Annotated in this window: 11 protein-coding genes and 1 pseudogene; 9 read left to right on the forward strand and 3 right to left on the reverse strand. The window is 66.3% G+C overall.

Annotated features, from left to right (window positions below):
• Both RJ03_RS02685 and RJ03_RS02690 read right to left on the reverse strand, forming a co-directional pair.
• A partial coding sequence (locus tag RJ03_RS02685) for a 3-hydroxyacyl-CoA dehydrogenase NAD-binding domain-containing protein (protein WP_036497685.1) occupies positions 1 to 280 on the reverse strand: 280 nt, incomplete at its 3' end.
• Positions 281 to 321: 41 nt separating this feature from the next.
• A complete protein-coding gene (locus RJ03_RS02690) occupies positions 322 to 978 on the reverse strand; it encodes a TetR/AcrR family transcriptional regulator (RefSeq protein WP_306304660.1) in 657 nt (218 codons plus the stop codon).
• Positions 979 to 1,186: 208 nt separating this feature from the next.
• Here RJ03_RS02690 and RJ03_RS02695 point away from each other — a divergent pair, with 208 nt between their 5' ends.
• The 9 genes from RJ03_RS02695 (at position 1,187) to RJ03_RS02735 (ending at position 11,054) form a co-directional block, all read left to right on the forward strand.
• Positions 1,187 to 2,173: a DUF2804 domain-containing protein gene (locus tag RJ03_RS02695; protein WP_198163873.1), complete on the forward strand. Its 987-nt coding sequence runs from the start codon at positions 1,187 to 1,189 to the stop codon at positions 2,171 to 2,173.
• A 122-nt stretch (positions 2,174 to 2,295) separates the two neighbouring features.
• Positions 2,296 to 3,093, forward strand: coding sequence for an MlaE family ABC transporter permease (locus RJ03_RS02700; protein ID WP_036497686.1), 798 nt, complete (start codon positions 2,296 to 2,298; stop codon positions 3,091 to 3,093).
• A gap of 12 nt (positions 3,094 to 3,105) precedes the next feature.
• Positions 3,106 to 3,951: an MlaE family ABC transporter permease gene (locus tag RJ03_RS02705; RefSeq protein ID WP_036497687.1), complete on the forward strand. Its 846-nt coding sequence runs from the start codon at positions 3,106 to 3,108 to the stop codon at positions 3,949 to 3,951.
• 10 nt (positions 3,952 to 3,961) lie between these two features.
• Positions 3,962 to 5,128, forward strand: a complete 1,167-nt coding sequence (locus RJ03_RS02710; protein WP_306304661.1) for an MCE family protein — start codon at positions 3,962 to 3,964, stop codon at positions 5,126 to 5,128.
• Complete coding sequence (locus RJ03_RS02715) at positions 5,125 to 6,147, forward strand: MCE family protein (RefSeq protein ID WP_036497688.1); 1,023 nt, start codon at positions 5,125 to 5,127, stop codon at positions 6,145 to 6,147. Before RJ03_RS02710 ends, RJ03_RS02715 begins: the two co-directional genes overlap by 4 nt.
• Positions 6,147 to 7,181: an MCE family protein gene (locus tag RJ03_RS02720; RefSeq protein WP_036497689.1), complete on the forward strand. Its 1,035-nt coding sequence runs from the start codon at positions 6,147 to 6,149 to the stop codon at positions 7,179 to 7,181. The genes RJ03_RS02715 and RJ03_RS02720 overlap by 1 nt, the downstream gene beginning before the upstream one ends.
• Positions 7,178 to 8,425 (forward strand): MCE family protein, encoded by a 1,248-nt coding sequence (locus RJ03_RS02725; protein WP_083870565.1) that lies wholly within the window; start codon positions 7,178 to 7,180, stop codon positions 8,423 to 8,425. Before RJ03_RS02720 ends, RJ03_RS02725 begins: the two co-directional genes overlap by 4 nt.
• Positions 8,422 to 9,543, forward strand: a complete 1,122-nt coding sequence (locus RJ03_RS02730; RefSeq protein ID WP_036497691.1) for an MCE family protein — start codon at positions 8,422 to 8,424, stop codon at positions 9,541 to 9,543. Before RJ03_RS02725 ends, RJ03_RS02730 begins: the two co-directional genes overlap by 4 nt.
• On the forward strand, positions 9,540 to 11,054 hold the full coding sequence (locus tag RJ03_RS02735; RefSeq protein ID WP_245552165.1) for an MCE family protein: 1,515 nt from the start codon (positions 9,540 to 9,542) through the stop codon (positions 11,052 to 11,054). The genes RJ03_RS02730 and RJ03_RS02735 overlap by 4 nt, the downstream gene beginning before the upstream one ends.
• 18 nt (positions 11,055 to 11,072) lie before the next feature.
• Here the strand turns inward: RJ03_RS02735 and RJ03_RS02740 are convergent.
• Positions 11,073 to 11,364, reverse strand: a pseudogene (locus tag RJ03_RS02740) (twin-arginine translocation pathway signal); the annotation flags it as partial.

Raw genomic sequence — 11,364 nt, forward strand, 5'->3', positions numbered from 1 at the left:
CGGCTTCGATGATCAGATCCGCGTCCCGGGCGGCCTCGGCGAGATCGCTGGTGAGTGCGATGCCCGCGGCGGTGGCCTCGGCCTTGCCGTCACCCGCGCCCGGTACCTGCTCACGGTAGGTGGCCGCGAGTTTGTCGAAACGCTCGTGCGCCGCGGTCAGCGCCTCGTCGTTGATGTCGTAAGCGGTCACCTCGAAACCGTGGAAGGCGGTCTGGAAGGCGATCTGGGATCCCAGGACTCCGGTCCCGAGGACGCTCACCTTGCGAATCGTGCCGGACATGTCGACTCCGTTCTGCGGACCGTGGTCCGCGCTGGTGTTCTTCAGGTTCCGGTGGCCGCGGCGCTGCGGAAACCGGCGACGAGCTGAGCGATCTGGGCGTGCAGATCATCGATCGGATCGTGGTGGGGGTGGACGCCGGTGGACGGGCGCACCAGCGCCATGTGCAGGACCGCGAAGAGACTGCGGCCCGCCACGCGCGCCGCCTCCCGCTGCGCGGCCGTGGGATCGACGGAGTCCGCAACCGCGGTCAGCAGGATCTCGGCGAGGACCGACTCGAGCTGTGCCACCAACGCCAGCCCCTGTTCGCGGTAGGTCTCCTCGGGCGGGCCGAACAGCAATTCGCGCTGGTAGGCGATGGTGTTCTCGGTATTGCGCGCGGCCGCGACCAGGATCGGCCGCAGCAGTGCCGTGATCGCGCCGACCGGATCGGCGATGTCGCGGGCACGGCGGGCGCCGGTCTCGAGTGCCGATCGGAAGTCCTCGTTGTACACCATGAGCAGCAGTTGCCCCTTGGACGAGGCGTAGCGGAACAGGGTGCCTGCGGCGATATCGGCCCGATCGGAGATCTGCTGGGTGGTGACCGCGGCGAATCCGCGTTCGGCAAACAAGCGTGCGGCCACCTCGAAGATCCGGCTCTGCTTCTCGCGCATATTGCGGACCCGCCGCCCGACCTGCCGGCTCTGCTGTGTGCTTGCCACCCGACACCTCCCATCGGTCGATAAGAATGAGTGCGCTCATTAATGAGCATACTCAGAGCTATTGGAAGCGCAACACGTCCAGCATGACGTCGGACACGTGTGCCGGTCATCGCCTCGTCGCGGGCGTGGCCCGTTCGTGATGACCGGCCCGGCCGCGACAATGGATCGACCGCGGTCGCGGCGACCGCGGCAGCGAAGGAGGGCCACGATGGCCGAAAGGGTGACCACGGAGCGCGAGATCACCGCGAGTGTCGATCTGTGCACGCCGCGGGGCCGGCTGAACCCCGACGCGGTGGGCTGGACGCGCCGCCCCCTGCACCGGGCGAATCTGCGCGGCTGGGGTCGCACCAAGCGATGGGAGTACTGGGGCATCGTCACTCCCGATCACATCATCGGAATCGTGCTGACGTCGCTGGATTACGCCGGGCTACAGGGGATCTACCTGTTCGACCGGGCCAACGGCACCGAGATCGTCAAGGATGTGGTGACGCCGTTCGCCCGCGGTGTGCACCTTCCCGACCGCAGTGGCGTCGGTACCGCGTCCGGGCATGCTGGCGATCTGGTGATCGAATTGCGAAACGAGCTGGGCGGCACCAGGATTCACGCCGCCACGCCGCGGATGGATATCGATCTGACGGCCGGGCTGCCGGCCGGACACGAATCGCTGGGTGTCGTGGTGCCGTGGAGTGCGAAGCGCTTCCAGTACACCGTCAAGGATCTCGGCCGCCCGGTCTCGGGCACCCTCACCGTGGACGGCGTCGCCTACGTGATCGACGACGGATTCGCCGTCCTCGACCACGGACGCGGGAAGTGGCCGTACTCGATCGCGTGGAACTGGGCCGCCGGCTGCGGTCCGGAGACGGCGATCCAGCTCGGCGGCAGGTGGACCGACGGCACGGGTTCGACCGAGAACGCGCTGTTCGTTGGCGGCCGGTTGCACAAGATCGGCGACGAGCTGGAATGGGTGTACGACCGCCGGGATTGGCTGCGGCCGTGGGTGATTCGTGGTCCACGCGTCGCCGTGGAGTTCACTCCCTTCCATGTGCGCGAATCCCGGACGGCGTTGGGTGTGCTGGCCAACGACACTCATCAGTGCTTCGGGCACTTCACCGGCCGCGCCCGCACCGACGAGGGGGACTGGGTGGAGTTCGACGGCCTCACCGGCTGGGCGGAAGAGGCGCGTAACCGCTGGTGATCCGAAACGCTACCCACTCGCACTAGCTATTGCGTTCTTGCCTCGCGGATGTAGCATTATCGAAACCGAGAATGCGATTTCCGTCAGGATCGCGACGCAGCGGGGCTCCGGGAGGTGGCGGCATGGCGATAACTCTGCCGGGGTGGTCCCGGAGTCTGTCCCGCCGTTCGGCGGGCGGGCTGCAGACCGTCGGCGGGCTGTTCGCCATGTCGGCCGACGCGGTGAAATTCGCCTTCCGCCGCCCCTTCCAGACCCGCGAATTCCTCGAGCAATCCTGGTTCGTGGCACGGGTGTCACTGATTCCGACCCTGCTCGTGGCGATTCCGTTCACCGTGCTGGTGAGCTTCACCCTCAACATCCTGCTGCGCGAGCTGGGTGCGGCCGATCTCAGCGGCGCGGGCGCGGCATTCGGCGCGGTCACCCAGGTGGGTCCCATGGTGACCGTGCTGATCGTCGCCGGATCCGGTGCCACCGCGATGTGCGCGGATCTGGGCTCGCGGACCATCCGCGAGGAGATCGACGCCATGGAGGTCCTCGGCATCGATCCGGTACAGCGACTCGTCACGCCACGCATGCTCGCTTCGGGGCTGGTGGCGCTGCTGCTGAACAGTCTGGTCTGCATCATCGGTATCGCCGGTGGTTACGTCTTCTCGGTCTATGTGCAGAACGTCAACCCCGGCGCCTTCGCCAACGGCATCACCTTGCTGACCGGGCTGAACGAAGTCGTGATCTCGGCGGTCAAAGCGCTGCTGTTCGGCCTCGTCGCCGGCCTCATCGCGTGTTACCGCGGGCTGATCGTCTCCGGTGGCGCCAAGGCCGTGGGCAATGCGGTGAACGAAACCGTGGTCTACGCCTTCATGGCGCTGTTCGTGATCAATGTCGTCGTGACCGCGATCGGCATCCAGATGACGGCCAGATGAGGGGATACGGCTGTGGTACTGGAAGCGAGATATCCGCGTGCCGTGCGGCGGGCCCGCCGGCCGGTGAAAAGCCTCGGCAGCATCGGCGATCACACCCTCTTCTATGTGCGGGCGCTGTTCGGCGCGCCGTTCGCCGCGTGGCGCTACAAGAAGGAAACCATCCGGCTCATCGCCGAATTCAGCATGGGCTCGGGCACTTTGGCGGTTTTCGGCGGCACCGTGGTGATCGTCGGATTCCTCACCCTGGCGACCGGCGGCACCCTGGCCGTACAGGGCTACAGCTCGCTGGGCAATATCGGCATCGAGGCGTTGACCGGATTCCTGTCGGCCTTCATCAATGTGCGCATCTCGGCGCCGGTGGTGGCCGGCATCGGACTGGCGGCGACGTTCGGCGCGGGAGCCACCGCGCAGTTGGGCGCGATGCGGATCAACGAGGAGATCGACGCGCTGGAATCCATTGCGATCGAACCGATCGCCTATCTGGTGGGCACCCGCATCGTGGCCGGAATGATCGCGATCACCCCGCTGTACTCACTGGCGGTGGTGGCGTCCTTCCTGGCCAGCCGGGTCACCACCGTCTTCCTGCTCGGCCAGTCCTCGGGGCTGTACGACCACTACTTCACCACCTTCCTCAATCCGCTCGATCTGGTGTGGTCGTTCGTGCAGGCGATCCTCATGGCGCTCACGATTCTGTTGATACACAGCTATTTCGGGTTCTTCGCCGCCGGTGGGCCCTCCGGCGTGGGTATCGCGGTCGGCAACGCGGTGCGGACCTCGCTGATCGCGGTCGTCTCGGTCACCCTGCTGGTCTCGCTGGCCATCTACGGCTCCAACGGCAACTTCAACCTGTCGGGCTAGGGGAGAAGCTGTGCTGCGCAACATTTTACGACCGATAGTGGGTCTGTTGTCGATCGCCGCGATCGCCGGGGTGGTCGCACTGGCGGTGGTCATGTTCCGCGGCGGATTCGCCGATACCGTGCGGGTCACCGTCCTGTCACCGCGCGCGGGTCTGGTCATGTATCCCGACGCGAAGGTGAAGATGCGTGGGGTGACCGTCGGCAAGGTGGCCGCGGTGGACGAGCGGCCCGACGGACTCGCCGCGATCGAGCTGGCGATCGACGCCGAACAGGTGCGACGGATCCCGTCGAATGTGACCGTGGACATCGCCTCCACCACGGTGTTCGGCGCCAAATTCGTCGAATTCCTGCCGCCCGCACAGAAATCCGCGTCCTCGATCCACGCCGGCCAGATCTTCGACTCCGGGCACGTGACGGTCGAGATCAACACCATCTTCGAGCGATTGACCGCGGTGCTGGGCCAGATCGAACCGGAGAAGCTGAACGAGACGCTGGGGGCGATCGCGGGTGCGACCAACGGTCGCGGCGAACAGGTCGGGCAGATGCTCACCGATCTCGACTCGTTCCTGGCGAAGATCCAACCGGCGCTGCCCGCCCTGAGCCGCGAGATCTCCGCCGGACCGAATGTGGCCGCCTCCTACGGCGACGCCGCGCCGGATCTGCTCTCCACCGCGCGCAATGCCGCCACGATCAGCCGGACCGTGGTGGATGAACAAGCGAATCTCGACGCACTGCTGGTCAACGCGATCGGCCTGGCCGATGTCGGCAATCAGGTGCTCGGCGACAACGGCGCGCCGCTGGCCTCGATGCTGCACCTGCTGGTGCCCACCACCGATCTGGCCGCCGAATACGCACCGGCGCTGAAGTGTTCGATCGAGGGCCTGGACTACATGGACAATGTGAAACCGGTGCAGGTTCCGGGGATGGGCCTCACGGTCAACTTCCTGTGGGGCGCGGAACCGTATCGGTATCCACGTGATCTGCCGAAGGTCGCCGCATCCGGTGGTCCGCAGTGTTCGGTGCTGCCGGTGCCCTACAACGGCAAGCCCCAGTTCGTGGTGGTCGACGACGGCGCCGTGCCCTTCCCGAATACCAACCGCACCCTGCGCGTGAATCCGGATCTGCTGCAGAGCGTGCTGTTCGGGGCCGTCGATCCCACCGCCGGAGGTCCGCGATGAGACAACGGGATACACCACTGCTGAAATTCGGCGCCTTCGCGCTGGTGATGGTGGTTCTCTCCGGATTCCTGGTCCTGGTCTTCGGCCAGTACCGCACCGGCTCGACCAACGGCTACTCGGCGGAATTCACCGACTCGTCGGGACTGCGCTCCGGAGACAGTGTGCGGGTGGCCGGAGTCGAGGTGGGACGGGTGCGGGGGGTGACGCTGCGCCCGGATCAGCGGGTGGTGGTGACCTTCGACGCCGACCGCGACATCGTGCTCACCGGAGGCACCAAGGCCGCCATCCGCTATCTGAATCTGGTCGGCGACCGCTATCTCGAACTGACCGACGGTCCGGGATCGACCGCGACCCTGCGGCCCGGCGCGCGCATTCCGCTCGAACGAACCACGCCCGCACTGGATCTCGACCTCCTGCTCGGCGGCCTGAAACCGGTGCTGCAGGGCCTGGACGCCCAGGAGGTCAACTCGCTCACCTGGTCGCTGGTGCAGATCGTGCAGGGCCAGGAGGGCACGGTCGATTCGCTGCTGACCAAGACCGCCTCCTTCACCTCCAGGCTCGCCGACACCAGCGATGTGGTGGGCAAGTTGATCGACAACCTGAACCAGGTGATGGAAACCCTCGCGAGTAACGGCACCCAGTTCTCCGACGCCATCGACCGCCTGGAGCAACTGGTGACCCAGCTGTCTCAGGACCGCGATCCGATCGGCTCCGCGATCGACGCGCTCGACCGCGGAACCGCCTCGGTCGCGGACCTTCTCACGCAGAGTCGGGCCCCCTTGGCCGACACCGTCGACCAGCTCGCGCGGCTGGCACCGGCCGTGGACGACGGTAAGGACAAGGTCGACTACGCATTGCAGCGGGCGCCGGAGAACTTCCGGAAGATGGTGCGGACCGGTTCCTACGGCAACTTCATCCAATACTTCGTGTGCGCGTTGACCATTCGGGTCAGCGATCAGTCCGGGCAGGTGGTCCAGCTGCCCTGGATCAAAACCGAGACGGGGAGGTGTGCACCGTAATGCTGCATTACCGCGGCGGCCATCTGTTACGTCCCGGACTGGTCGGGATCGTGATGATGGTGTGCGTCATCCTGATCGGCCTGCAATCGCAGAAGTTCATGGCATGGGGCACCACCGTGCGCTACCAGGCGCTGTTCGGCGAGGCGGCCGGGCTCGCGGTGGGCGACGACGTGATCGTCTCGGGCGTGCGGGTCGGCACGGTGCAGAAGGTGGTGCTGCACAACGGGGATGCGCTGGTGGTGTTCTCGGTGAACTCGACCATCCGGCTCGGCACCGGCAGTTCCGCGCATATCAAGACCAGTTCGCTGCTGGGCAAGCGCGATCTCACGGTGATCTCCGCGGGAGCCGGCCGGATGCGCTCGCTCGACACCATTCCGTCCTCGCGTACGTCCTCGCCGTACTCGCTGACCGATGCCGTCGGTGATCTGAGCACCAAGACCTCGGCGATCGACATCGATTCGCTCAACCGTTCCCTCGATATGCTGTCCTCGACGTTGAACCACATCGCACCGCAGGTGGGTCCCGCATTCGACGGGCTCACGCAGTTGTCGAAGACGATCAACAGCCGCAACGAATCGCTGCGGCAGCTGCTGGCAGGCGCGGGCACGGTCACCTCGGTGCTCGCCCAGCGCAGTCAGCAGGTGAATTCGTTGATACTCAACGCTGATGCGCTGGTCGATGTGCTCGCGCAGCGCCGGCAGGAAATCGTAGACCTGCTCGCCAACACCTCCGCGGTGGCGAAGCAACTGTCGGGTCTGGTCGCCGACAACGAAGCCGCGCTCGGGCCGACACTGGACCGGCTCAACTCCATCGCCGCGATGCTCGAGAAGAATCGCGACAATATCGGCAAGGCCATCCCCGGATACGCGAAAGTCGCCCTGACACAGGGGGAAGCCGTCTCCGGCGGCCGCTTCTACAACGCCTACGTCGCGAATCTCATCGACGGCCAGGATATTCAGCCCTTCATCGACCGGGCGTTCGGCGTGAACCCGCCGGCCCAGTTCCCGCTACCGCATCCGGAGCCGCCGCGATGAGTACGAGATGGATCGTCCGGATCGTCGGTACCGTGGTGATCGTCGCGGTCGTCGTGACCGGGGGCGCGATCGGTTATCGAGAATTGTTCGGGCCCACGCACTTCACGGCGATATTCACCACCGCGACCGCCATCTACCCCGGCGACGACGTGCGTGTCGCGGGGGTGAAGGTGGGGCATATCCGGTCGATCACCCCGCGAGGGACGACCACCGAAATGGTGCTCGCCGTGGACCGTGATGTCCGCGTGCCCGCCGACGCGCGGGCGGTGGTCGTGGCGCAGAGCCTGGTCGCGGCCCGCTACGTCCAATTGACGCCCGCGTATCGGACCAGCGGCCCGACGCTCGCCGACGGTGCGGTGATCCCGGTCGAACGCACCGCGGTACCGGTGGAATGGGACGAGATCAAGGCCCAATTGACCAAGCTGGCAACGGGTTTGGGTCCCGATGGCGGCGCCGCAGGCAGTTCGATGGGCCGATTCGTCGACAGCACCGCCGCCGCACTGAGCGACGGCAACGGGGAGAAGTTGCGGCAGATGCTGGCCCAGCTGTCCGCGGTGGGGCGCATCCTGGCCGACGGCAGCGGCAATATCGTCGACATCCTGCAGAATCTGCAGACCTTCGTGGACGCGTTGAAGGGCAGCGGTACCGAGATCGTCCAGTTCGAGAATCGGCTCGCGACGCTGTCCAGTGTGGTCGACGACAGCACATCCGATCTGGACGCCGCGCTGCGCGAACTGTCGGTCGCGGTGGGCGAGGTCCAGCGCTTCGTCTCCGAGAACCGCGCGAAGGCCGGCGAACAGGTGCAGCGGTTGGCGAACGTGACCCAGAATCTGGTGGATCATCGCGCGGATCTGGAGAATCTGCTGCATATCGCGCCGAACAGCATCGCCAACTTCTATCACATCTACAATCCCGACACCGGCACGGAGGCAGGGGTTTTCGAGCTCAACAACTTCTCCAACCCGATGCAGTTCATCTGCGCCGGTGTGGCGAGTATCGAGAACGCCACGGCCGCGGAGTCGGGGGAGAAGTGCCGCCAGTATCTGGGCCCGATCCTGCCCCTGCTCAGCTTCAACTATCTGCCGTTCCCGGTGAGCCCGGCGACCGGACCGGCGCCGGATCCGAACAACGTGATCTACAGCGAACCCGATCTGGTGCCGAAGATCGTCGGACAGCAACCCGGCCCGTCGGCGCCGACGTCGGTCACCGAACTGCTCCAGCCCTGGGGGAGGCCACCGTCATGATCGCGCGGCTGTTGGTTCTGTGCGCGTGCGCACTGGTCACCGTCACCGGATGTGGCTGGCGCGGAGTGGATTCGCTGCCGTTGCCCGGTGCCCCCGGTCACGGTGCGGACGCCGCGATCTACCACGTCGAAATGGCGAATGTCGGCACGCTGGTGTCGAATTCGCCGGTCATGATCGACGACGTGGTGGTGGGCAGCGTCGGGTCGATCACCGTGCACGGCTGGCACGCCGTCGTGGACGTCTCGGTGAAACCGGATGTGGTCGTGCCCGCGAATGTGGCGGCGACCATCGGGCAGACCAGCCTGCTCGGCTCGACCCATCTGGCGTTGAATCCGCCGGCCGGACAGGCGCCGAGCGGGCGCCTGCGGCCCGGGGCGACCGTGCCGCTGAACCGGACCTCGACCTATCCGTCGACCGAACAGACTCTCGCGTCGCTGTCGGTGGTGCTCAACGGCGGCGGGATGGGCCAGATCAACGACATCATCCACAATCTCGATGCCGCGTTCTCCGGTCGCGAGGGCGCCATCCACGACCTGATTCCGCGCCTGGACGCGTTCATGACCGTGCTGGATCAGCAGCGCGACAACCTCCTCGCCACCGTGACCGGGTTGAATCGGTTGGCGGAAACCTTTGCCCAGCAGCGCGATACGGTCAGCGACACGTTGCGTCAGGTCGGGCCCGCGCTCGAGGTGCTGCTCACCGAGCGGCCCGCCATCACCACCGCCCTGGACAAACTGCGCACCTTCAGCGACACCGCGACCGGGGTGATCTCGCAGGTGCAGGCGGATCTGCTGACGAATCTGCACAACCTCGAACCGACCCTGCGGGAATTGGCCGATGTGGGGTCGAAGATCGACGGTGCGGTCTCCTTCCTCACCGTGTTCCCCTACGGGCAGTACGGCATCGACCACGGTATCCGCGGCGACTACGTCAATCTGTTCGCCACCATCGACCTCACGGTGCCGCGGTTGCGCCGCGAACTGCTGCTCGGCACTCCCCTGGGAGATCCGAATGCCGTGCTGCAGGCCATGGTCGGCGACCCCGGCTACGGCAAGCCGACCAACGACCCGCTGGGTGCTCCGGTGAACCCGTCCGATCCGAACGGAGGCGGCCGATGATTCTCACCCGATTCGTCCGAGCGCAGCTGGTGATCTTCTCGATCCTGGCCGTGATCGGCATGGTGTCGATGGCCGTGCAGTACATGCGGCTGCCGACCCTCGCCGGCATCGGCACCATGAAGGTGACGCTGGAACTTCCGACCTCCGGTGGGCTGTACCGATTCGGCAACGTCACCTATCGCGGGGTCCAGATCGGCAAGGTCACCTCCGTCGATCTGACCGACGACGCGGTGAAGGCGACCCTGTCGATCGACGGCGGGCACAAGATTCCCGCCGACCTGCGCGCGCAGGTGCGCAGTGTGTCGGCGGTGGGTGAGCAGTACGTCGACCTGCAACCGCGCACCGACGCGGGGCCGTATCTGCACGACGGATCCGTCATCGACGTGCGCGACAGCACCGTTCCGCAGCCGGTGGGGCCGATGCTCGACGAACTCGACAGCCTCGTCGGCAGTATTCCGAAAGACCGGCTGCACGACATGCTCGACGAGGTGTTCACCGGTGTGAACGGCGCGCGCTACGACCTGCAGTCGCTGCTGAACTCGGCCGCGACCGTGGCCGCCGATGCGAATCGGACCGGCGACACCACCCGTGACCTGCTGGCGAAGGCCGAGCCGCTGGTGGATTCGCAGGACCGCTCGGCCGATGCGATCCGGATCTGGGCGCGCAGCCTCGCCGGGGTATCGGGACAGATCGCGACCGACGACGAGCAGGTGCGGACGCTGCTGAACACCGGACCGGGCGCGGCGCGGGAGGCGACGAAACTGCTGGATTCGGTGAAACTCACGCTGCCCGTGCTGTTGTCGAATCTGACCTCGGTCGCGCAATTGGGCGTCACCTATCACGCGGGGCTGGAACAGGTGCTGGTGTTGCTGCCGCCCGAGGTCTCGATCGTGCAGGCGGTGCAACCCACCAAGAACGCACAGGGGTTGGGGCCCGGAGACTTCCGGATCAGCGGCGTCTCGGATCCGCCGGCCTGTACGGTCGGCTTCCTGCCGCCGTCGGCATGGCGGCCGCCCTCGGACACCACCACGATCGACACCCCGGACGGGCTGTACTGCAAGCTGCCACAGGATTCGCCCGTCGCGGTACGCGGTGCGCGCAACTTCCCGTGTGCCGGCAAACCGGGTAAGCGGGCGCCGACAGCGGAGATCTGCAACAGCGACCAGGAGTACGAACCGGTGGCGCCGGACCAGCCGGTGGTGGGACCGTACCCGCGCGATCCGAATCTGGAATCGCAAGGCATTCCGCCGGATTCGCGGTGGAATCCGCCCGCCCCCGCTCCCGCGCCCGCGCCGGCGGCCCCGTTGCCGCAGCTGCCGCAGCTCGAGCTACCCAGGATTCCCGGGCTGAACGCTCCCGCGGCATCGCGCACCGGGGCCGAACCGTCGGTGGGATTCGCGCACTACGACCCACATACCGGGAACTACCTGGCGCCGGACGGAAGGATGTATCGGCAGGGCGATCTGGCCGGCGCCCGGCCGGCGAGTTGGAAGGATATGGTGGCGCACTGATATCGAGTGTGCTGCCGATCAGACCGGATCGAACGAGGAGATCAACCACTTCCCGTCGACGCGCGACAGCGACACCTTGACGCTGCTCGAGGTCATCGACGGATCGGGTTTGTCGGAGGTGGTGGTGGTCTGGTTGATGAACACCAGCACCACGGCCGAATCCGGATGGATCTGCTCGACCGCCGAACGGACCACCGCCGCAGATGTTTTCACCGTTTTCTGCTTCGCGGCCGGCGCCACCACCTGCTGGGTGAACTGCCCGTAGTAGGTGAGAAAGTCGCCGGTCAGGAAGGATTTCGCGGTGGTGAGA

The sequence above is a fragment of the Nocardia aobensis NBRC 100429 genome (assembly GCF_000308375.1).
GTDB classification, from domain to species: domain Bacteria; phylum Actinomycetota; class Actinomycetes; order Mycobacteriales; family Mycobacteriaceae; genus Nocardia; species Nocardia aobensis.

Excerpts from the sequence above, each read along its gene's own strand:
- RJ03_RS02700 (WP_036497686.1), top strand. The coding sequence starts at position 2,296 with ATGGCGATAACTCTGCCGGGGTGGTCCCGGAGTCTGTCCCGCCGTTCG.
- RJ03_RS02730 (WP_036497691.1), top strand. The coding sequence starts at position 8,422 with ATGATCGCGCGGCTGTTGGTTCTGTGCGCGTGCGCACTGGTCACCGTC.
- RJ03_RS02735 (WP_245552165.1), top strand. The coding sequence starts at position 9,540 with ATGATTCTCACCCGATTCGTCCGAGCGCAGCTGGTGATCTTCTCGATC.
- RJ03_RS02715 (WP_036497688.1), top strand. The coding sequence starts at position 5,125 with ATGAGACAACGGGATACACCACTGCTGAAATTCGGCGCCTTCGCGCTG.
- RJ03_RS02695 (WP_198163873.1), top strand. The coding sequence starts at position 1,187 with ATGGCCGAAAGGGTGACCACGGAGCGCGAGATCACCGCGAGTGTCGAT.
- RJ03_RS02725 (WP_083870565.1), top strand. The coding sequence starts at position 7,178 with ATGAGTACGAGATGGATCGTCCGGATCGTCGGTACCGTGGTGATCGTC.
- RJ03_RS02720 (WP_036497689.1), top strand. The coding sequence starts at position 6,147 with ATGCTGCATTACCGCGGCGGCCATCTGTTACGTCCCGGACTGGTCGGG.